Raw genomic sequence first — 20238 nt, forward strand, 5'->3', positions numbered from 1 at the left:
CACCGTGATCGTGTTCAACGGAGAGGGACACCGCTGCCCGGCGCAGGTCGACCCCCTGGGCGCCCTGCGCAGGTCCGACGACCCGCCCTGGGACGTGTACCTCACCGGCACCGTCTTCCTCGACATCATCTTCACCGGCCTCGACTCGGCGCCCGTGCGGGGCACCGAGTCGTGGGCCCGCGGGATGGGCTCCAGCCCCGGCGGCGTCGCCAACATGGCGACCGCGCTGGCCCGGCTGGGCCTGAAGACGTCCCTCGCCGCGGCCTTCGGCGACGACCACTACGGCGAGTACTGCTGGGACGCCCTCGCGCACGGCGAGGGCATCGACCTCGCCCTGGCCCGCACCGTGCCCGGCTGGCACTCGCCGGTCACCGTCTCCATGGCGTACGAGGGCGAGCGCACGATGGTCTCCCACGGCCACGAGCCGCCGCCGGAGGAGCCCGCGCCGGACTGCCCGCCCCGCGCGCGTGCCGCCATCGCCTCGCTCACTCCCGGCAGACCCGCCCACTGGGTCGCCCAGGCCGCGGGCAAGGGCGCCCTCATCTTCGCCGACGTGGGCTGGGACGACACCGGTGTGTGGGACCTGGCCGGCCTGACCGACCTCAAGTACTGCGAGGCGTTCCTGCCGAACGCGGAGGAGGCCATGCGCTACACCGGCGCCACCTGTCCGCGCGCCGCCGCCCACGCCCTCACCGAACATGTGCCGCTCGCCGTGGTCACCCTCGGCAAGGAGGGCGCCTACGCCGTGGACCGGCGCACCGGCGAGACCGCGGAGGTGCCGGCGATCGCCGTGGAGGCCCTCGATCCGACCGGTGCCGGGGACGTCTTCGTGGCCGGCTTCGTCACCGGCACCCTGGCCGGCTGGCCCCTGGCCGACCGCCTCGCCTTCGCCGGCCTCACCGCAGCCCTCTCCGTCCAGGAGTTCGGCGGCTCCCTCTCGGCCCCCGGCTGGGCCGAGATCGCCACGTGGTGGCACGAGGTCCAGTCCCTGGAAACCCAGGACCAGTCCGCTCTCCACCGCTACGCGTTCCTCCAGCCCCTGCTCCCGAAAACCCCGACCCGCCCCTGGCCCCTACGCCGCGCGGTCCCGACGATCGGCTTCCGAAGGTCGGCCTGAAAGCACGCCTTGGTCTGCTCGCGCGCCGTGATGCCTACGCCCTTCAGCCGCCTGTCCGGGCGGCCACCGCCCTGTCGCCCGGCCGCTTCGGGCGCTTGTCCGGGCGGCCACCGCCGCCTTTCTTGCCCGCCCTGATTCAGAAGCCGAGCTTCCGCAGCTGCTTGGGGTCGCGCTGCCAGTCCTTGGCGACCTTGACGTGGAGGTCCAGGAAGACCGGTGTGCCGAGGAGCGCCTCGATCTGCTGGCGGCTTTTGATGCCGACCTCCTTCAGGCGCTTGCCCTTGGGGCCGATGATGATGCCCTTCTGGCTGGGGCGCTCGATGTAGACGAAGGCGTGGATGTCGAGGAGGGGCTTGTCGGCGGGGCGGTCCTCTCGGGGGAGCATCTCCTCGACGACGACCGCGATGGAGTGGGGCAGCTCGTCGCGGACGCCCTCCAGCGCGGCCTCGCGGATCAGCTCCGCGATCATGACCTGCTCGGGTTCGTCGGTGAGGTCACCCTCGGGGTAGAGGGCGGGGCCCTCCGGCAGCAGCGGGACGAGCAGGTCGGCCAGCAGGTCCACCTGCTTGTCCTTGACCGCGGACACCGGCACGATCTCCGCCCACTCGAAGCCGAGTTCCTGCCCGAGCTGATCGATCGCGATCAACTGCTCGGCCAGCGTCTTGGAGTCGACGAGGTCCGTCTTCGTGACGACGGCGACCTTCGGGGTCTTCTTGATCCCCGCCAGCTCCTTGGCGATGAAGCGGTCACCGGGGCCGATCTTCTCGTTCGCCGGCAGACAGAAGCCGATCACGTCGACCTCGGCCCAGGTGGTGCGTACGACGTCGTTGAGCCGCTGGCCCAGCAGCGTGCGCGGCTTGTGCAGCCCAGGGGTGTCGACCAGGATCAGCTGGGCGTCCGCACGGTGCACGATGCCCCGCACCGTATGCCGCGTGGTCTGCGGCTGGTTCGCGGTGATCGCCACCTTCTGGCCGACCAGAGCGTTCGTAAGGGTGGACTTGCCCGCGTTGGGGCGGCCCACGAAGCAGGCGAAGCCGGCGCGATGAGTGGCCCTGGACGGCTCGGATGACTGGATACGCACGCTCATGGCGCCCATTCTCCCTGATCCACAAGCCTCCGCCGCACCGGCGCACGCCGCCTCCCTTACGGCGCGCGCCGGGACCGCATACGATCACGGCGTCCCGGGCCGTGGCACATGCCCACATGCCCCGGTCGGCGTGTCCCCCTCGCCTCCGTCCAGAAGGTCAAGTCCAGGCATGAAGCTCATCACCGCGATCGTCAAGCCGTACCGTCTCGACGAAATCAAGACCGCGCTCCAGGAGCTCGGCGTGCACGGTCTGACCGTCAGCGAGGCCAGCGGCTACGGCCGTCAGCGCGGCCACACCGAGGTGTACCGCGGTGCCGAGTACCAGGTCGACCTGGTGCCGAAGGTCCGTATCGAGGTCGTCGTCGAGGACAACGCCTCGGACGACGTCGTCGACGCGATCGTCAAGGCCGCGCAGACGGGGAAGATCGGGGACGGGAAGGTGTGGGTGCTGCCCGTGGAGACGGTGGTACGAGTGCGGACCGGCGAGCACGGCCCCGACGCGCTCTGACCCCGAGCACCACCCCGACGACCACCACGACCAGCAGCACCGCGCCGACCAGCCACGGCAGCGCGAAGAACGACGCGCTCCCCGACTCGCGCGTGTCCTGCGCGCTCGCCGTCAACGTCACGTCGCCCCAGTCGAGTTGGGGCGCACCGCGCCAGGGCTCGGTGAGGCGGACCCGCTGGCGGGGCAGCAGCTCCGTGGGGACGCGCGACAGCTCGCGGGCCAGCAGCGTACGGCCGAACAGGCCCTTCGCGCGCAGTTCCACCTTCGGGTTCAGGGTGACGTTGCCGGTGTTGTGCAACGTGTAGGAGATCGTCGCCGTGCTGTCGCCGAGGCCCGGCACGAGGGGCTGGTGGTGGGTGACGTGGACGTCCTCCACGGCGATCGCGGGGAGCGTGGGACCGCCGACGCGGAGGTAGATCCGGGCGGCCACGGCCCGCTGCACACCGAGCGCGAGTGAGCCGTCGCCCGGGTCGACCCGTTCGTCGAGCGCGACCAATCCGCCCGGGTGGTCGCCGGGTTCGGCGCCCTCGGGTACGCGCAGCGTGAAGGGGACGGTGACCTCGTCGTGCGCCGGGACGGTCACCCGGGACCTGGCGGGCCTGGCCCACGCCCCCACCCCGCGCTGCTTCTCGTGCACCGTCCGCACGGCGAACCCGCCGTCGCGCGCGGTGTTGTAGGCGTCGGCGGCATACAGCCGGAAGGTCAGCGGCTGCCCCGTCTTGTTGGCGACGACGACCTTGTCCTCGATGGTCGTCCCGGGGTCGGCGGAGAGGTAGAAGTACGGGCGCGCGGCGACCGCCGAGGAGGCCGGGTAGACGGACCAGCTGCCGTTGTCGGCGGCGTGCGCGGTCGCGGGCGCGGCGAAGGCGGTGACGAAGGTGAGGAACAGGCCCAGCAGGACGGCGTACAGCTTGCGCATGGGTGCGGACCCCCACGTGGATGAGGTGAACGGGCGGGTGCGGACGCCCGTGCGGTCAGCTGAGCGTGAGGGTCAGCACGCCGGCGTACGAGCCCGGAGGCGTGAACGCCGGTACATCGAGGGAGAGCCCCGCGTCGACGGTGAACTCACCGCCGGTGAGCGTGCCGTTGGGGGTGGACGCCAGGGTCGCGCCCGCACTGCCGACCGTGCCGGACGAACCGGCCTGGCAGGTGCTGGGGCTGCCCGCCTTGGTGGCGCAGGCGGGGGTCCACTTCAGCTTGCCGGCGTCGATCTTGGCGCCGGGTCCGGTGAAGTCGGTGACCTTGCCGGTGAGCGACCAGCCTGCGGGCCCGCCCCGGAAGTCCTCGACGGTGACGGTCTGCAGCGAGCCGGTCGACGCCCCGCCCTGGCCGAAGTCGACCGCGGACAGCTGTACGGAGTCTCCGGCCTGGGTCATGGACAGCGTCCCCGCCCGCACGGTCGTCGTCAGCCTCTGACTGCCGTCGGGCACGGGAGTGTCGTCGTTGACCACGTACGCGGCGGGCCCGGCGCCCTTCTCCGCGCTCCAGGCGCTTCCCTCGTACGCCACCACACCGGTCGTGGTCCTGTCGTTGAGGACGAGGGAGCCGCTGAAGGAGCCGTCCGTACCGGCGGTGACGGTGGCCGTGTCCGCGGTCTGGGTGCCACCGGACCGCCCTGCCAGGGTGACCGTCGCACCCGGTGTGAAGTCGCTGCCGCTGACGGTGACGCTGTCACCCGGGTCGCCGGAGGCCGAACTCAGCGAGATGGCACGGCTGTTGGTGGGGTTGCCGTCCGTCGCGGTGATGGTCTCGGAGACCGGCGCGGGCGGGGTGATCACCGTGCACGGGGTGTCCAGTTCGAGGATGTAGCTGGTGTGGATGTTGTAGTCGCCGGGCGAGAGCGTGATCGACCCTGGCGCGGTGACGGTGAACGTGCCGGTCATGGAGAACGACGGGAAAGCGCCGTTCCCCGGTACCGGGTCGTTCTTCCTCGGTCCGGCGACGGTCACGTCCCCGGTCTGCGCCCCGCCGAGGGTGACCTTGCCGGTGGGCGTCATGATGTCGGCCGGCAGGGCGATGGCGGTGGGGTTGTTGGCGGCGGGTCTGACGACGGTGTACGTCACGGTGACGGTGTCGCCGACCTCGGGGCTGGCGTTGTCCACCGCGACACTGGCCGTGGTGGTGCCGTCGATCGGCGGGATGCCCGCGATGTCGGGCGGGATGCAGTGCGTGGCGAAGTCCACGTTCGTGGGCGCGGCGCCGGCCGGACCGGCCAGCGCGCCACCTGCGGCGACCGCGAGCGCGGTCGCCCCGAGCAGCGAGGACCATCGTCTTCGTGCTGTCGAAGCCATGGGTGCCCCCTCCTGGGCGAGCCTTGAGGATGCGGGCGCGGCGGGCTTTCTCCCGCGCCCACAGGGGGCATTGATGTGGGGATCGCGTGAAAAGTCAATGGAGACGGCGAAATGAACTGATGGGTCGTCAGTTCCTGTACGTCCCAGGGGAACTGACGACCCACCAGCTACTGTCGTGTCAGTCGAACACGATCAGTCGAACACGAACGGACCCGGTGACTGCGGAGCCGTCGCCGTGCAGGTGATGGTGATGCCGAGGACCGAGATCCGCAGCGATCCGCCGAACGCCTCCAGGCTGTCGCCGGAGGCCACGGTCCCGGGCAGCGGACCGACCTGGACGCTGTCGCCGGCATCCATGGCCGGGTTCTCCGTGGCGGTGAAGGTGGTGGTACCGCCGCCCGCCTTCACGAGGGTGAGGGTGGACTGGATCGAGTCCGCACCCAACGCGATCGGCGCGGCGATGGAGGACGTGACGGTGATGGTCGCCGCGGTGCCGTCTTGCGTGGCCGTGAGCGTGCCCTCGCCGCTGCCGAAGCTGCCGCAGTCGGCGTTGATCGTCGCCGATCCGGGGGCGACTGCGAGGGCGGCCGGTGCGAAGGCCAGGCCGGCGACCGCGAGGGCCCCGACCGTCAGTGCCGCACCCGTTGCTATGCGTTTCATGGGAAATCCGGCTCCCTTCCCTGTGTGGGAATTGCCATGTGGGGATGGATGGGAGAGTCCGGCGGGGCCGTCGACACGCGCGGTGCGGGGCGCTCGGTGGGGGGTTGGGGGGATGAATCTGACGGCCCGTCGGAACTGCCGGTCCCATTGATGCGCGTGATACGGGGGTCGGCAAGGCTGAATTCAGGACGACTCTGAAAATGGCGATTTTCAGCCTGCGGTCACGGTGGACCGCACCGTGCCGTCGGGCCCGGCCACCAGCACCGGCGTCCCCGGCCCGCCCAGGTCCGCGACCGCCGCCCGGTCCTCGGCCGACGCCGACTCGGCCTGAGTGACCACGGCCGCCGCCTCCAGCGACTTCGCCCCGGACGCCACCGCCATCGCCACCGCCGTCCGCAACGCGCTCAGCTTCAGCGAGTCGAGGGCAACGGTCCCGGCGACATACGTACGGCCGGTCTCGTCCCGTACGGCCGCCCCCTCGGGCACTCCGTTGCGGGCCCGCGCGGAACGGGCCAGGGTGACGATCTTGCGGTCCTCGGGGGCAAGCGCGCTGCTGTCGGTCATGCCCCGAGCATACGGACCCCGGCATACGGGGAACCCGGCGCGGCCCGGTCCCCGGACCCGCGGTCACGGCCGGTCGAGCCGGAGACGGTCGGCGCGCGGCAGACCGGCGACCACCAGGTCGTACGAGTCCTCGATGAGCTCGCGCACCAGCTGGTCCGGGAGCCCGCCGTCCACGGTGACCGTGTTCCAGTGGCGCTTGTTCATGTGGTAGCCGGGGACGATCAGGCCCTCGTACTCACCGCGCAGCCGGATCGCGTCCTCGGGGTCGCACTTGAGGTTGACCGTGAGCGGCCGCAGGTCCAGGCGGGACAGCGCGAAGAGCTTGCCCCGCACCTTGAAGACCGAGGCCTCCGGGCCGAACGGGAAGTCCTCCACGGCCGCGTCGAAGGACAGACAGAAGGCACGCAGCTGCGCAGGGGTCCTTACCTTGGTCATCGGTCTGGTCATACGGCCCTCTCCTCACCGACGGCGTCCGTCATACCCCCTGTTCTTCCTTGGACCCGGCCGGACCCACCGGCTCCACCAGCACCGTGACGATCTTGTTCCGGCGGCCGGCCGCGGCCTCCGCGGTCAGCCGCAGCTCACGGCTGTCGGGGAGTTCGACGACGGACGACGCCCCGGCGATCGGCACGCGGCCCAGCGCCTTCGCCAGCAGTCCGCCGACGGTCTCCACGTCCTCGTCGTCGTACGCCTCCAGGCCGTACAGGTCGCCCAGGTCGGTGATGTCCAGGCGGGCGGTGACGCGATAGCGGTCCTCGCCCAGTTCCTCGACGGGCGGCAGCTCACGGTCGTACTCGTCGGTGATCTCGCCGACGATCTCCTCAAGGATGTCCTCGATGGTGACGATGCCGGCCGTGCCGCCGTACTCGTCGATGACGACGGCGACGTGGTTTCGGTCCTGCTGCATCTCGCGGAGCAGATCGCCGGCGTTCTTGGTGTCGGGCACGAAGGCGGCGGGCCGCATGGCCGTGGACACCAGCTCGGACTCGGCGTCCCGGCTGATGTGCGTCTTGCGGGCCAGGTCCTTCAGATAGACGATCCCGACGACGTCGTCCTCGCTCTCGCCGGTCACCGGGATCCGCGAGAAACCGGAGCGCAGCGCCAGCGTCAGGGCCTGGCGGATGGTCTTGTACCGCTCGATGACGACCAGGTCGGTGCGCGGGACCATCACCTCCCGTACGAGGGTGTCGCCCAGCTCGAAGACGGAGTGCACCATACGGCGCTCCTCGTCCTCGATCAGCGACTCCTTCTCGGCGAGGTCGACCAGTGCGCGCAGCTCCGCCTCGGAGGCGAACGGGCCACGGCGGAAGCCCTTGCCGGGCGTGAGCGCGTTGCCGATGAGGATCAGCAGGGGCGGGATCGGGCCCATCACCCGGGCCAGCGGCAGCAGGACGTACGCCGCCGCCGTCGCGGTGTTCAGCGGGTGCTGGCGGCCGATGGTGCGCGGGGAGACGCCGACGGCGACATACGACACCAGGACCATGACGCCGATCGCGGCGAGCAAAGCCTTGGTGGTGCCATCGATCTCGTTCAGACAGGCGTAGGTGACCAGTGCGGCGGCGGCCATCTCACAGGCCACGCGCACGAGCAGCGCGACATTGAGATAGCGGGTCGGGTCGGCGGCGACCTGCGCGAGCCGCTCGCTGCCGCGGCGGCCGGACCTGACGGCTTCCTCGGCGCGGAAGCTGGAGACGCGGGCCAGACCGGCCTCCGCGCAGGCGGCGAGCCAGGCGACGACGACCAGGGCGACGGCGCCGGAGATCAGCGGGAGGCTCATGACACGGTCGGCGCCGGAGACGGGCCGGTCATGCCCTTCTCGGCCCGCCAGCCGTCCACGATCGCCGCCTGGAGACCGAACATCTCGGCCTTCTCGTCGGCCTCCTCGTGGTCGTAGCCCAGCAGGTGCAGTACTCCATGGACGGTCAGGAGCTGCAGCTCCTCGTCCATGGAGTGCTGCGTCTCGGCTTCCTTGCCCTGCTTCTCGGCGACCTCCGGGCACAGCACGATGTCGCCGAGCAGGCCCTGCGGCGGCTCGTCCTCGTCCTTCGTCGGCGGGCGCAGCTCGTCCATCGGGAAGGACATGACATCCGTCGGGCCGGGCAGGTCCATCCACTGGATGTGCAACTGCTCCATGGCGTCGCCGTCCACGACGATCACCGACAGCTCGGAGAGCGGGTGGATGCGCATCCGTGCGAGCGCGTAGCGGGCGATGTCGAGGATCGCCTGCTCGTCGACCTCGGTTCCTGACTCGTTGTTGACGTCGATCGACATGGTGCCGCTGTGTCTCCTGTTTTAAATGTCACAGTCCCTTGTGCCCGGACTGCCTGCCCCGGCCGCCCTTGCGGGTGCCGTTCTGGGTGCCGTGCTTGTTGTCGTACTCCTCGTACGCGTCGACGATACGGCCGACGAGCTTGTGCCGTACGACATCGTGGGACGAGAGCCGGGAGAAGTGGACGTCCGGGACGCCGTCCAGGATGTCCTGGACCTGGCGCAGACCGGACTTGGTGCCGTCCGGGAGGTCGACCTGCGTCACATCACCCGTGATCACGATCTTCGAGTCGAAGCCGAGCCGGGTGAGGAACATCTTCATCTGCTCGGGGCTGGTGTTCTGGGCCTCGTCCAGGATGATGAAGGCGTCATTGAGGGTGTTGTGCGTCAGCAGGTAGTCCGTGGTGACGTAGAGCGAATCCTCGGCTGCCACCTGGATGCATACGGTTTCCTCCCGGCCTGCGGGCTCGATGCTGTCGATGAACCGCATCGGGCGTCCGCCGCCTCCGGCCGCGTGGTACTTGTCGCGCTTGCGGGCGAGGCGGAAGGGCTCTATGCCCTCGGGGATGCGGATGTCGATGATGTGAGCGTCGTACCGGTACCCGACCTCCCGGCCCCTTGCCAGACCTGGCCTGCGGCCCTTCGCCGGCCTGCGACGGGTGTACGCGACGCCGCCCAGTGACTGTACGAGCGAGATCACGTCGTCCCGCAACAGGATCGACGTCGTCGTGTACTGGATCCGGCACGTGCGGTCGGCCTGGGTGACCGGCCCGCCGTCGGAGTCCAGCAGACCCTGAAGGACGGCCAGCCGGACCTCGGCGGAGTTGTACCGGTAGTCGTCCGGGATGAATTTGGTGTGCGACCGGGTGCGGAGCAGGTCCAGTTCTCGCAGAACCCGTGTGACCGGGTTTTCCAAGGTCATCACGTCGCCTGGGGACTTGACCCGGTTGAGAACGTAGTCGGGTCCGCTCTTGTGCCGCACCGTGACACCGGGCAGCGCAGCCTCCAGTGAAGCCGCCAGTTCCGGATCCTCCGTGGCGAAGGATGGCGTGGTGGAACCCGTGAGGCAACCGTCGCCCAGCAACAGTCCCAGCGCGTACGGGTCCATAGGGACCTCACGCTCAGGGAAACATACCGGCGCGGTGAGCAGCGGCAGCTCATACCGGCGGGCGTGCGCAGCTCGCAGGTTGCCGATCATCTCCTGGGTCTCCAGGACCCGCCACGGCTTGTCGCGGCGCTTGTCCGAGGCCGTACGGACCGTCCACAGGTGCTCACCGCAGCACAGGGTCCAGGAACCGTCCTGGGCCGTGACGCGGTAGATGTCCCGCTCGCCCTGCGGATAGACCCCGAGTACCGGCGTCGGCTCACCGTTCGAACCAATCACCAGGTCACCGACCTGGAGGTCGCCAATGGGACGCCAGCCGTCCGGTGTCAGGACGTTCGTGAAGCGAGGTTGGCTTCTTCCCCGCATATACGCCAGCGGTGCCACCTCGATCGTCCCCGCCGCCATCAGCCGCGGAATCGAGTCCGGGTCGAGCATGTCGTGCAGCGCGTCGTACAGCGGGCGCAGATACGGGTCGATCTTCTCGTACAGTGTGCCCGGCAGGAAGCCCAGCCGCTCGCCGGCCTCGACCGCGGGCCGGGTCAGGATGATGCGGTTGACCTGCTTGGACTGCAGGGCCTGCACCGCCTTGGCCATGGCGAGATAGGTCTTGCCGGTACCGGCGGGGCCGATGCCGAAGACGATCGTGTGCTTGTCGATCGCGTCGACGTACCGCTTCTGGTTGAGCGTCTTGGGGCGGATCGTGCGGCCGCGGGAGGAGAGGATGTTCTGGGTGAGGACCTCGGCGGGGGTCTCCTCGCCGTCGCTCTCCCCGTTCTCACTCGCCCTGAGCATGGCGATCGAGCGTTCCACTGCGTCCTCCGTCATCGGCTGTCCGGTGCGGAGCACCAGCATCATCTCGTCGAACAGGCGCTGGATGAGGGCGACTTCAGCGGTGTCGCCGACCGCGCTGATCTCATTGCCCCGGACGTGGATGTCGGCCGCCGGGAAGGCCTTCTCGATCACGCGCAGAAGGGAGTCGCCGGACCCCAGGACGGTGACCATGGGGTGCTGGGCGGGGACGGTGAACTGTGCTCGTGCCTGCCCCTGCGCAGGGGTGTGAGCTGTGGGTGTCTGAGTCATGGGCCGGCTCTGTAGGCCTGGACGTCCTCCTCCGTACGACTCGCCTGCCTCATGGGCGGCCTGGCGATTTCAAGAGTACGCCGGGAGACTGACATCGCCGTAGGACTTTTCATCTACCCAGCCCATAATCCTTACCCTCCGTGACCACCCGTGCGGTCAGGGCTGCCCGACCGACATGTCCTGCAGGCCCACCACGCGCAGCAGCTGGAGGCGTTCGTGGGACTCCGTGCCCGGACGGGCCGTGTGGATCACCAGGAGCTGGTGGTGCTCGTGGCTGAGCATGACCTCGCAGTCGAGGTCGAGCAGGCCGACCAGGGGGTGCTGGAAGCGTTTGGTCGCACGGTGGCGCAGGGACACCTCGTGCTTCTCCCAGAGGCGGGCGAACTCCTCGCTCGATGACCGGAGTTCGGCGACCAGCGCGGCCGGTTCCGGGTCGTCGGGGCGGGCGGCGGCCACGGCGCGCAGATTGGCGACGTGAGCGCGCGCGTGCTCGTGCCGGTCCTCCTCCGGGAACAGGATGCGCGCCTTCGGGTCCAGGAAGTAGAGACGCAGGAGGTTGCGCTCGCCCGGGGGGCGGGACATCACATCGAGGGTCAGGGCCCTGGCCATCGTGTTCTGGGCCAGTACCTCGCCGCAGTCGGTCACCATCTGCGCCGGGGTGTCGTGCAGCCGGTCCAGGATCAGCATCAGGCCGGGTGGGACATGCGTCGACGCCGTCTCGCGGCGCGGCGGCTCCTCGTCGGCCAGGTGGAACAGGTGGTCGCGCTCGTCGGCGGTCAGGCGCAGGGCGCGGGCCAGGGCCGCCAGCATCTGCCGGGACGGGCGCGGCCCCCGGGACTGCTCCAGGCGTGTGTAGTAGTCCACCGACATGCCCGCGAGCTGCGCCACCTCCTCGCGCCGCAGGCCGGCCGTGCGGCGCCGGGCGCCCGGCGTCAGGCCCACGTCCGACGGGGTCAGGCGGGCGCGGCCCCGGCGCAGGAAGTCCGCGAGTTCGGCTCGGTCCACGCCTCCAGCGTGCGGTACTCCGCCCGCCTTATCCAGGGACTGCCGATCCCCTGATCGACGGGTCTCTCCCGGCCGGCGCCGCACCGTCCGAGGGTGGTGGCGGAAGCGCGTCCGGAGCAGTCGGTTCGTGAGGGAGCAGATCATGTTGACACTGGTGACGGGGACGACGGGGCAGGTCGGCAAGCGGTTCGCGCCGAGGCTGCTGGCACAGGCCGCGGCGGCGGAGAAGATGCGAGTGCTGGTGCGTGACGCGGCGCGCGCGGAACGGCTGGCGGAACTGGGCGCCGAGGTCGTGGTCGGGGACCTGCGGGACGAGGAGGCGCTGGGGAAGGCGGTGGCCGGCGTGGACGCGGTCGTGAACGTCGCCGCGTCCTTCCGCGGGGTGCCGGACGAGGAGGCGTGGGCGGTCAACCGGGACGCGGCCGTGGCGCTGGGCCGCGCCGCGCTGGCCTCCGGGGTGCGGCGCTTCGTACAGGTCAGCACGGGGAACGTGTACGGCGTCGGACGTGGCCGCCCGCTGACCGAGGACGACGAGCCCCGGCCCGGCGGTGCGATGTGGGGCGCCTACGCCGAGTCCAAGATCGCGGCCGAGCGGGAGCTGCTCGCCCTGGACGGCATGGACGTACGCGTCGGCCGGCTCCCCTTCGTCTACGGCGACGGCGATCCGCACCTCGCCCAGTCGCTGAGGTGGGCCACGCACTGGGCGGCGGCGCAGCGCTTGCAGATGGCCCACCACGTGGATGTCGCACAGGGCCTGCTGCGGCTGCTGTACGCGCCCGGGGTCGGCGGCCGTGTCTACAACATCGCCGACGACGCCCCCGTCACGACGGTGGAGCTGCATCGGCTCAACGGTGTCGAGGTGCCCGCGGAGGCCCACACGCGTACGGACCCCGACCCGTGGTTCGGGATCATGTCGACTCGGCGGATCCGCCGGGAGCTGGGTTTCCGGCCCGTTTTCCCGAGTGTCTGGTCCGCCCGGGACGCGGGAGCGCTGTGAGGCAAGGGCGGGCATCCGTCGTCATCCCTGGGCCCGCAGCACATCCCGGAACCAGGCGTACGACGCCTTCGGGGTCCTGGTGAGGGTCTGGTGATCCACGTGGACCAGCCCGAACCGCCGCGCGTATCCCTCTGCCCACTCGAAGTTGTCCAGCAGCGACCAGACGAAGTAGCCGCGCACGTCCACGCCCGCCGCCACCGCCCGGTGCAGCGCGCGGATGTGGCCGTCCAGGTAGGCGATCCGGGCCTGGTCGTCGACGCCCTCGTACGAGCAGCCGTTCTCGGTGATCACGACGGGCGGGAGCCGGTCGCCGTAGCGCTCGTGGAAGGTGGTGAGCAGTTCGGTGAGGGCCTCCGGGACCACCGGCCAGCCGAAGTCGGTCACCGGGACGCCCTCGATCTCCCGGACGGAGAAGGGGAGTTCGGCGGGGATCGTGAGTCCGCCGAACTCGATGTCGGTGCCCTGCGGGGCGCCCACCCGGGTCGGCGCGTAGTAGTTGACGCCGTAGAAGTCCAGCGGCTCACCGATGACCTTCAGGTCGGCCGGCACGTCCCCGGGCATCAACTCGCCGATTCCTTCCGGGTATTCACCGCGCAGGACCGGGTCGGCGAAGAGGCGGTTGAGCAGCAGGTCGTAGAAGTCGGCGGCCTCCACGTCCGCCTGTTCGCCGGAGGCCGGCCAGGTCGGGCCGTGCGAGTTGGCGATGCCGATGCGGTGGGCGCCGGACGCGCGCAGCGCCTGTACGGCCAGGCCGTGGGCCAGGAGCTGGTGGTGGGCGGCCGGCAGCGCGTCGAACATCAGCCGCCTGCCGGGCGCGTGGGCGCCGAGCGCGTGGCCGAACAGGGTGTGCTCGGCGGGCTCGTTGATGGTGATCCACCGTGTGACGCGGTCGCCCAGGCGGCCGGCCACCGTCGACACGTACTCCGCGAACCGCCGGGCCGTGTCCCGCTCCAGCCAGTCGAGGGACACCGGGAGGTCCCAGTGGAAGAGGGTCGCGACGGGACGTACGCCCGCCGCGCACAGCTCGTCCACCAGACGGTCGTAGAAGTCCAGGCCGCCTTCGGACCGGACCCGCGGCCAGGAGATCGAGAAGCGGTACGCGTCGACCCCCAGCCCGGCCAGGAGTGCCACGTCCTCGCGGTAGCGGTGGTAGTGGTCGCAGGCCACCGCCGCCGTGGAGCCGTCCTTCACCCGTCCGGGCTCGGCCGTGAAGGCGTCCCAGACGGAGGGTTCGCGTTCGTCGGCCGCGCCTTCGATCTGATGGGCGGACGTCGAGACGCCCCACAGGAAGCCGGGCGGGAACTGGGGTATCGGGTCGTTCGCCATGCGCCGGATCATCCGTACCACCGGTAACGGAAGTCAACGGGCAGTCGCCGGCAACCGGTTACGCGCCCCGTTACGCGCCCTCCTTGAGCACCCTGGAGATCAGTTTCCGCTGCTCCTGCGTGAGCCGGGGATCCGAGCAGTACACCGTGTTGCCGTCCACGGTGATCTGGTAGCTGAAGCCGTCCGGAACCCCGACGGGGGGCACGCCCCGGCCGGCCGCGACCGCGCTCTCGGCCAGGGAGTGCCACTCCTGGGCATCGGGCCGCCCCGAGGTCTCCACCTCGGCGTGCCGCTCGATGCCCGCGAATCCGCCCGTGCGCCGCACCTGAATACGCATGGGTCATGTCTAGTACGGATCTAGAGGGTGCGCACCCCGACCTGTTCCCAGGCCTTGAGTACGGCCTGCAGCTCCTCGCCGCCGTCGCCGTACCGTGCCTTCGCGGCAGCGACCGTCAGCGTGGCGAAGTCGGCGAAGAGGGCCTGTTCCTTCAGTTCGCCCCCGGTCAGCACGTCGTACCAGATCTGCCCGGCCCGCTCCCAGGCGTGGCCGCCGAGCGTGGTCGCGGCGAGGTAAAAGGCGTGGTTGGGGATGCCGGAGTTGATGTGCACGCCGCCGTTGTCGCGGCCGGTGCGGACGTAGTCGTCCATCGTCGCGGGCTGCGGGTCCTTGCCGAGGACGTCGTCGTCGTACGCCGTGCCCGGCTCCTTCATGGAGCGCAGCGCCTTGCCGGTCACGCGCGGGGCGAGCAGGCCGGCGCCGATCAGCCAGTCGGCCTCGGCGGCGGTCTGGCCGAGGGTGTACTGCTTGATCAGCGAGCCGAAGACGTCGGACATCGACTCGTTCAGGGCGCCCGGCTGGCCGAAGTAGGTGAGGTTGGCGGTGTACTGGGTGACGCCGTGGGTCAGCTCATGGCCGATGACGTCGATCGGGATGGTGAAGTCGAGGAAGATCTCGCCGTCGCCGTCCCCGAACACCATCTGCTCGCCGTTCCAGAAGGCGTTGCCGTAGTCCTCGTCGTAGTGCACGGTCGCGTCGAGCGGCAGTCCGCCGCCGTCGATCGAGTCCCGCTGGTACGCCTTCAGGAACAGCTCGAAGGTGGCGCCCAGGCCCGCGTAGGCGCGGTTGACGGTGGCGTCCTTGCCGGGTTCGTCGCCTTCGCCGCGGACCTTCTTGCCGGGCAGTTCGGTCTTGTGCTCGGCGTCGTGGATCGTGCGGTGCGGTTTGCCCGCGGCGGCTTCGGCGGGCGGGGCGGCGGTGGGTGCGCCGAGGACGGTCGTCATGCGGCGGTGGGTGCGCTGGTAGGCGTCGCGTTCGAGGGTCCTGCGAGCGGGGCCGGCGAGAATGGGGTCCTCGGCCTGGGCCAGCTTGTCGAGGATGTGGGGTGGCACGACGGTGCAGAAGACGGGCGTGAAGCCCCCGTTTGTCGTCATGCCCCGCACGATGGCACTGCGTTAGCCGACTGTCACTATCGGCGACCTTGATTGGTGGAATTGGGGCGTGTTTGCGTCATAAATGGTTGCGCTGTGTTATTGGCCGCGGGTTGTGTGTGGCTTGGCACGCCCACGCGGCGGAGCCGCATATCGACACGGCCCGCGCCCCTGTCGGGGCGTGATCGGTCCCGCATATTGATACGGAGCGCCGCATCCGGTCGGGGCTCCGCTAGCATGCTGGGCATCATGCGTTTCGGGCTGCTTCTCCTTAGCTGCCGCGGCGAGGGCCTGTAGTTCAGGTCGACTCCCTCCCCGCGGAGCTTGGTGTTGCGTCGTCGGCCGTCCTTCCGGACACCCTGAGGAGCCCCCGCATCATGGCGAACCGCCAGCAGCCCAGTTCTCTGCCGATTCACAAGTACGGCCGGTACGAGCAGGTCGACATCCCCGACCGCACCTGGCCGCAGAACCGGATCACCACCGCCCCCCGCTGGCTCTCCACCGACCTGCGCGACGGCAACCAGGCCCTGATCGACCCCATGTCGCCCGTGCGCAAGCGCGCGATGTTCGACCTGCTGGTCAAGATGGGCTACAAGGAGATCGAGGTCGGCTTCCCGGCCTCCGGCCAGACCGACTTCGACTTCGTGCGCTCCATCATCGAGGAAGAGGGCGCGATCCCCGACGACGTCACCATCTCCGTACTGACCCAGGCCCGCGAGGACCTGATCGAGCGGACGGTGGAGTCCCTGAAGGGCGCCAAGCGCGCCACCGTGCACCTCTACAACGCCACCGCGCCGGTCTTCCGCCGGGTCGTCTTCCGCGGCTCCAAGGACGACATCAAGCAGATCGCCGTCGACGGCACGCGGCTGGTGATGGAGTACGCGGAGAAGCTGCTGGGCCCGGAGACCGAGTTCGGATACCAGTACAGCCCGGAGATCTTCACCGACACCGAGCTGGACTTCGCGCTGGAGGTCTGCGAGGCGGTGATGGACGTGTGGCAGCCCGGTCCGGGGCGCGAGATCATCCTCAACCTGCCGGCGACCGTGGAGCGCTCGACGCCGTCCACGCACGCGGACCGTTTCGAGTGGATGGGCCGCAACCTCTCCCGCCGTGAGCACGTCTGCCTGTCGATCCACCCGCACAACGACCGCGGTACGGCGGTGGCGGCGGCCGAGCTGGCGCTGATGGCCGGCGCCGACCGGGTCGAGGGCTGCCTGTTCGGGCAGGGCGAGCGCACCGGCAACGTCGACCTGGTCACCCTGGGCATGAACCTGTTCTCCCAGGGCGTGGACCCGCAGATCGACTTCTCCGACATCGACGAGATCCGCCGTACGTGGGAGTACTGCAACCAGATGCAGGTCCACCCGCGCCACCCCTACGTGGGCGACCTGGTCTACACGTCCTTCTCCGGCTCCCACCAGGACGCCATCAAGAAGGGCTTCGACGCGATGGAGGCCGACGCGGCGGCTCGCGGGGTCACCGTCGACGACATCGAGTGGGCCGTGCCGTACCTGCCGATCGACCCGAAGGACGTCGGCCGCTCCTACGAGGCGGTCATCCGCGTCAACTCGCAGTCCGGCAAGGGCGGTATCGCGTACGTCCTGAAGAACGACCACAAGCTGGACCTGCCGCGCCGGATGCAGATCGAGTTCTCGAAGCTCATCCAGGCGAAGACGGACGCCGAGGGTGGCGAGGTCACGCCGAAGGACATCTGGGCGGCCTTCCAGGACGAGTACCTGCCGAACGCCGCGAACCCGTGGGGCCGTATCCAGGTCAGGAACAACCAGTCGACCACCGACAAGGACGGCGTGGACACGCTGCACGTCGAGGCCGAGGTGGACGGCGAAGAGACCACCCTGGTCGGCACCGGCAACGGTCCGATCTCGGCCTTCTTCCACGCGCTCCAGGGCATCGGCATCGACGCCCGGCTGCTGGACTACCAGGAGCACACGATGAGCGAGGGCGCGTCCGCGCAGGCCGCGTCGTACATCGAGGTCGCCATCGAGGACAAGGTCCTGTGGGGGATCGGCATCGACGCGAACACGACGCGGGCGTCGCTGAAGGCGGTCGTGTCGGCGGTCAATCGGGCGACTCGCTGACGGTTCGCTCCGCGGGTGGTGCGAGGGGTTGTCGAGCGGCTGCGGTGCCGTCGTGGCTGATCGCGCAGTTCCCCGCGCCCCTTGACGGCACTGCCGCGCCCGGTGTTCAGAGGCCCCGTCCGCCGAGTCAGGTGGGCGGGGTCCGTCGCTTTCCGGCCAATCCCTGTGCAGGTCACGGGTAGGTCTCGTCCGGAGGGCTGACTCCGCCTGGACAAAGTGGCTAACATCACGCCAGCGCGGCGATGTTGCCGTGTGGGGTTACGGAGGTGCGACGTGCTGCCAGGACGGGGACGAAACGGCCGTGCTGCCAGGCGTGCGCGCATCCTGGGCACCCGTACCGCGTGGAGTGCCGTCGGCGATGGCGAGTTCTTCTGTCCCGGGTGCGGGGGAGACCGCAACTACCAGCGGCTGACCGGCCGCCGCCGGTTCACGGTGCTCGGCGTGCCCGTGCTGCCGCGGGGTGAGTCCGGGCCGGTCGTGGAGTGCGCGGCCTGCCACCGCCACTTCGGCACGGACGTCCTCGACCACCCGACGACGACCCGTTTCTCCGCGATGCTCCGCGACGCCGTGCACACCGTCGCCCTCGCGGTCCTCGCCGCGGGCGGCACCTGTAGCCGTACGTCCCTGGAGGCCGCCGCGACCGAGGTCCGCGCCGCCGGGTTCGACGACTGCACGGAGGATCAGCTGAGCGCTCTCGTGGACGCGCTGGCCGCGGACACCGGCCGGGTCTACGGAGAGCCGTACGGGGCGGGCCTGGCCATAGAGCTGCACGAGGCCCTCGACCCGCTCGCCCCGCACCTCGCCGCGTCGGGCCGGGAGGCGATCCTGCTCCAGGGCGCGCGGATCGCCCTCGCGGACGGGCCGTACACCCCGGCCGAGCGGGATGTGCTCAGCACGGTGGGGGCGGCGCTCACGATCCGCGGCGACGATGTGAGCCGGCTGCTGGCGGCGGCCCGTACACCGTCGTAGCCCGTACACCGTCGTAACCCATACACCGTCGTAGCCCGTACTCCCCGGGGAGTAGTACCCCTCACGCGCGACGAATCGCCCCTCTCCCGCCGGGAGCCTGGAGAACGACCCTTGAAGGACACCCGTCCGGCCGAACTGCTGGACGGGCGTCCGGACGGTGGCGGCCGGGGACGCGCTGCTGTCGCCGGGGCCGACGGCACGGCTGGTCGAGCGACTTCTGCGCAGTACTTCGGCCGCACCGGCGGCGGACGGGCCGGAACGCCTGTCCGAACGGGAGCCCGCTGACGGCGAAAACCCACGTCAGCCGGATCATGGGGAAGCCCGGGGCGAGAGACCGGGCGCAATTGGTCATCGTGGCGTACGAGTCGGGGATGGTCACACCGGGGACCATGTGACGGACCACATCCGACGATCCGTCAGGGAGAGGGATGACACTCCTGATCCGCACCCTCCTCGCCACCGCCGCACTCATCGGTCCCCTGGCCGCCCCCACGGCCACCGCCTCGGCAGCCGCCTGCACCGCCTCGCTGCCGTACGTCTCCGGGAAGGGCGGCTACGACACCTACCGCATCCCCGCCACCGTCAGGACCGGCCAGGGCACGATCCTCGCCTTCGCCGAGGGCCGGAGAGACGGCGCCGGCGACACCGGCAACATCGATGTCGTCCTGCGCCGCTCCGCCGACGGCGGCTGCACCTGGGGACCGCTCCAGGTGGTCGCGGCCGGTGGCGGGCACACCCGGGGCAACCCGGCGCCCGTGTACGACCCGCGCGCCGAGGCGGTCGTCCTGCTCACCTCCTACAACAGCGGTGAAGTGACGGAGAGTCAGATCATGCGCGGCGAGGTCACGCCGGCCCAGAGCCGCCGGGTGTTCGTGCAGCGCAGCTGGGACGACGGCCTCAGCTTCACCGCGCCGCGCGACATCACCACCCGCGTGAAGCGGAAGAACTGGCGCTGGTACGCCACCGGACCGGGCCACGCCATCGCCCTCACCCGCGGCCCGTACGCCGGACGGCTGGTGGTCCCCGCCAACCACTCGACGGCCCCGCCCACCGGCTCCACCGACACCGGCCAGGAGCCCAAGTACTACGGCGGCCACGCCCTCTACAGCGACAACGGCGGCCAGACCTGGAACCTGGGCTTCGTCGACACCACCTACAACGGCTACGACAACGCCAACGAATCCACCGCCGCCCAGCTCCCCGACGGCCGCATCTACTTCAACTCCCGTGACCAGAACGGCACGAGCACCGGCAACCGGCTCGACAGCCGTTCGAGCAGCGGCGCACGGAAGCTGGACCGCCCCTACGGGGTGCAGCACACCCTGGGCGACGTACCCGTGGTGGAGGCCAGCGTCCTCCAGGCGCAGTCGGGCCCGCTGCTGTTCTCCGGACCCTCCGTGCCCACCGCCCGCCGGTCCATGGCGATCTGGCGCAGCGACGACGCCGGAAAGACCTTCAGGAAGGTCCGCACCCTGGACGGGCGCCGGGCCGCCTACTCCGACCTGGTCCAGGTGAACCGCAACACGGTCGGGATCCTGTACGAGACGGGGACGAGGAGCACCTACGAGACGATCGAGTTCCGCCGGATCCCGGTGAACAGTCTCTGAGCGGGCCGGGCGATGTCCACTGCGGTTCTGCAGCGCCCCGAAGGGGCGCGGGGCTGTATCGATGTGCGGCTCCGCCGCGATGGGGGTCCCCCCGGGTTCGAGCGAAGCCGAGAACTTGGGGGAGCGA

19 protein-coding genes and 1 pseudogene are annotated in these 20238 nt (G+C 70.3%); 7 read left to right on the plus strand and 13 right to left on the minus strand.

Going from position 1 to position 20238, the window contains the following annotated elements; translation table 11 throughout:
- The first annotated feature begins 4 nt into the window (after nt 1-4).
- Complete coding sequence (locus GFH49_RS00545) at nt 5-1117, plus strand: carbohydrate kinase family protein (protein WP_155053731.1); 1113 nt, start codon at nt 5-7, stop codon at nt 1115-1117.
- A gap of 136 nt (nt 1118-1253) precedes the next feature.
- Here the strand turns inward: GFH49_RS00545 and era are convergent, their stop codons facing one another.
- Complete coding sequence (gene era, locus GFH49_RS00550; RefSeq protein ID WP_155053732.1) at nt 1254-2204, minus strand: GTPase Era; 951 nt, start codon at nt 2202-2204, stop codon at nt 1254-1256.
- A 169-nt stretch (nt 2205-2373) separates the two neighbouring features.
- On the opposite strand from era, the gene GFH49_RS00555 reads away from it, so the two are divergent.
- Nucleotides 2374-2712 carry a P-II family nitrogen regulator gene (locus GFH49_RS00555; RefSeq protein WP_155053733.1) on the plus strand — a complete coding sequence of 113 codons (339 nt, stop codon included), beginning with the start codon at nt 2374-2376 and terminating at the stop codon, nt 2710-2712.
- Here the strand turns inward: GFH49_RS00555 and GFH49_RS00560 are convergent.
- The 9 genes from GFH49_RS00560 to GFH49_RS00600 form a co-directional block, all read right to left on the minus strand.
- The gene (locus tag GFH49_RS00560; protein WP_155053734.1) at nt 2606-3631 is read right to left on the minus strand and encodes a WxL protein peptidoglycan domain-containing protein; all 1026 of its coding nucleotides are present in this window, start codon (nt 3629-3631) and stop codon (nt 2606-2608) included. The genes GFH49_RS00555 and GFH49_RS00560 overlap by 107 nt on opposite strands.
- A 55-nt stretch (nt 3632-3686) precedes the next feature.
- On the minus strand, nt 3687-5003 hold the full coding sequence (locus tag GFH49_RS00565; protein ID WP_155053735.1) for a beta-xylosidase: 1317 nt from the start codon (nt 5001-5003) through the stop codon (nt 3687-3689).
- 192 nt (nt 5004-5195) lie between these two features.
- Complete coding sequence (locus GFH49_RS00570) at nt 5196-5663, minus strand: hypothetical protein (protein ID WP_155053736.1); 468 nt, start codon at nt 5661-5663, stop codon at nt 5196-5198.
- Between the two features lie 210 nt (nt 5664-5873).
- Complete coding sequence (locus GFH49_RS00575) at nt 5874-6227, minus strand: cytidine deaminase-like protein (RefSeq protein ID WP_155053737.1); 354 nt, start codon at nt 6225-6227, stop codon at nt 5874-5876.
- Between the two features lie 63 nt (nt 6228-6290).
- Entirely contained in the window at nt 6291-6674 is a 384-nt protein-coding gene (locus GFH49_RS00580) for an MmcQ/YjbR family DNA-binding protein (protein WP_230396084.1), read from the minus strand.
- A gap of 28 nt (nt 6675-6702) precedes the next feature.
- Nucleotides 6703-8004, minus strand: a complete 1302-nt coding sequence (locus tag GFH49_RS00585; protein WP_155053738.1) for a hemolysin family protein — start codon at nt 8002-8004, stop codon at nt 6703-6705.
- Nucleotides 8001-8498, minus strand: a complete 498-nt coding sequence (gene ybeY, locus GFH49_RS00590) for an rRNA maturation RNase YbeY (RefSeq protein ID WP_155053739.1) — start codon at nt 8496-8498, stop codon at nt 8001-8003. The genes GFH49_RS00585 and ybeY overlap by 4 nt, the downstream gene beginning before the upstream one ends.
- Nucleotides 8499-8526: 28 nt before the next feature.
- Nucleotides 8527-10680, minus strand: a complete 2154-nt coding sequence (locus GFH49_RS00595; RefSeq protein WP_155053740.1) for a PhoH family protein — start codon at nt 10678-10680, stop codon at nt 8527-8529.
- Nucleotides 10681-10836: 156 nt separating this feature from the next.
- Nucleotides 10837-11685, minus strand: coding sequence for a helix-turn-helix transcriptional regulator (locus tag GFH49_RS00600; protein ID WP_155053741.1), 849 nt, complete (start codon nt 11683-11685; stop codon nt 10837-10839).
- 142 nt (nt 11686-11827) lie between these two features.
- Between GFH49_RS00600 and GFH49_RS00605 the strand changes: the two genes are divergently transcribed.
- Nucleotides 11828-12682, plus strand: coding sequence for an NAD-dependent epimerase/dehydratase family protein (locus GFH49_RS00605; protein ID WP_155053742.1), 855 nt, complete (start codon nt 11828-11830; stop codon nt 12680-12682).
- A 21-nt stretch (nt 12683-12703) separates the two neighbouring features.
- Here GFH49_RS00605 and GFH49_RS00610 read toward each other — a convergent pair whose 3' ends face one another.
- From GFH49_RS00610 to GFH49_RS00620, 3 genes are read right to left on the minus strand one after another with little or no spacing between them, the layout of a single operon-like run.
- The gene (locus GFH49_RS00610) at nt 12704-14020 is read right to left on the minus strand and encodes a GH1 family beta-glucosidase (RefSeq protein ID WP_155053743.1); all 1317 of its coding nucleotides are present in this window, start codon (nt 14018-14020) and stop codon (nt 12704-12706) included.
- A 58-nt stretch (nt 14021-14078) separates the two neighbouring features.
- Nucleotides 14079-14345 (minus strand): protealysin inhibitor emfourin, encoded by a 267-nt coding sequence (locus GFH49_RS00615; protein ID WP_155053744.1) that lies wholly within the window; start codon nt 14343-14345, stop codon nt 14079-14081.
- Between the two features lie 20 nt (nt 14346-14365).
- A complete protein-coding gene (locus GFH49_RS00620; protein WP_155053745.1) occupies nt 14366-15439 on the minus strand; it encodes a M4 family metallopeptidase in 1074 nt (357 codons plus the stop codon).
- Nucleotides 15440-15813: 374 nt separating this feature from the next.
- Here GFH49_RS00620 and leuA point away from each other — a divergent pair, with 374 nt between their 5' ends.
- The 4 genes and pseudogenes from leuA (at nt 15814) to GFH49_RS00645 (ending at nt 20111) form a co-directional block, all read left to right on the plus strand.
- Complete coding sequence (leuA, locus tag GFH49_RS00630; protein WP_155053747.1) at nt 15814-17535, plus strand: 2-isopropylmalate synthase; 1722 nt, start codon at nt 15814-15816, stop codon at nt 17533-17535.
- Between the two features lie 273 nt (nt 17536-17808).
- Nucleotides 17809-18504, plus strand: a complete 696-nt coding sequence (locus GFH49_RS00635) for a TerB family tellurite resistance protein (RefSeq protein ID WP_155053748.1) — start codon at nt 17809-17811, stop codon at nt 18502-18504.
- Between the two features lie 111 nt (nt 18505-18615).
- Nucleotides 18616-18899: pseudogene (locus tag GFH49_RS39655) on the plus strand (DNA-binding response regulator); the annotation flags it as partial.
- 33 nt (nt 18900-18932) lie between these two features.
- Nucleotides 18933-20111, plus strand: a complete 1179-nt coding sequence (locus GFH49_RS00645) for a sialidase family protein (protein ID WP_155053749.1) — start codon at nt 18933-18935, stop codon at nt 20109-20111.
- Nucleotides 20112-20238 lie beyond the last annotated feature (127 nt).

It is taken from the genome of Streptomyces blattellae, assembly GCF_009709555.1.
GTDB classification, from domain to species: Bacteria; Actinomycetota; Actinomycetes; order Streptomycetales; family Streptomycetaceae; genus Streptomyces; species Streptomyces blattellae.

Coding starts and splice junctions, on each gene's coding strand:
- era (WP_155053732.1), bottom strand. CDS start 2,204: ATGAGCGTGCGTATCCAGTCATCCGAGCCGTCCAGGGCCACTCATCGC.
- GFH49_RS00555 (WP_155053733.1), top strand. CDS start 2,374: ATGAAGCTCATCACCGCGATCGTCAAGCCGTACCGTCTCGACGAAATC.
- GFH49_RS00560 (WP_155053734.1), bottom strand. CDS start 3,631: ATGCGCAAGCTGTACGCCGTCCTGCTGGGCCTGTTCCTCACCTTCGTC.
- GFH49_RS00565 (WP_155053735.1), bottom strand. CDS start 5,003: ATGGCTTCGACAGCACGAAGACGATGGTCCTCGCTGCTCGGGGCGACC.
- GFH49_RS00570 (WP_155053736.1), bottom strand. CDS start 5,663: ATGAAACGCATAGCAACGGGTGCGGCACTGACGGTCGGGGCCCTCGCG.
- GFH49_RS00575 (WP_155053737.1), bottom strand. CDS start 6,227: ATGACCGACAGCAGCGCGCTTGCCCCCGAGGACCGCAAGATCGTCACC.
- GFH49_RS00580 (WP_230396084.1), bottom strand. CDS start 6,674: ATGACCAGACCGATGACCAAGGTAAGGACCCCTGCGCAGCTGCGTGCC.
- GFH49_RS00585 (WP_155053738.1), bottom strand. CDS start 8,004: ATGAGCCTCCCGCTGATCTCCGGCGCCGTCGCCCTGGTCGTCGTCGCC.
- ybeY (WP_155053739.1), bottom strand. CDS start 8,498: ATGTCGATCGACGTCAACAACGAGTCAGGAACCGAGGTCGACGAGCAG.
- GFH49_RS00595 (WP_155053740.1), bottom strand. CDS start 10,680: ATGACTCAGACACCCACAGCTCACACCCCTGCGCAGGGGCAGGCACGA.
- GFH49_RS00605 (WP_155053742.1), top strand. CDS start 11,828: ATGTTGACACTGGTGACGGGGACGACGGGGCAGGTCGGCAAGCGGTTC.
- GFH49_RS00610 (WP_155053743.1), bottom strand. CDS start 14,020: ATGATCCGGCGCATGGCGAACGACCCGATACCCCAGTTCCCGCCCGGC.
- GFH49_RS00615 (WP_155053744.1), bottom strand. CDS start 14,345: ATGCGTATTCAGGTGCGGCGCACGGGCGGATTCGCGGGCATCGAGCGG.
- GFH49_RS00620 (WP_155053745.1), bottom strand. CDS start 15,439: ATGACGACAAACGGGGGCTTCACGCCCGTCTTCTGCACCGTCGTGCCA.
- leuA (WP_155053747.1), top strand. CDS start 15,814: ATGGCGAACCGCCAGCAGCCCAGTTCTCTGCCGATTCACAAGTACGGC.
- GFH49_RS00645 (WP_155053749.1), top strand. CDS start 18,933: ATGACACTCCTGATCCGCACCCTCCTCGCCACCGCCGCACTCATCGGT.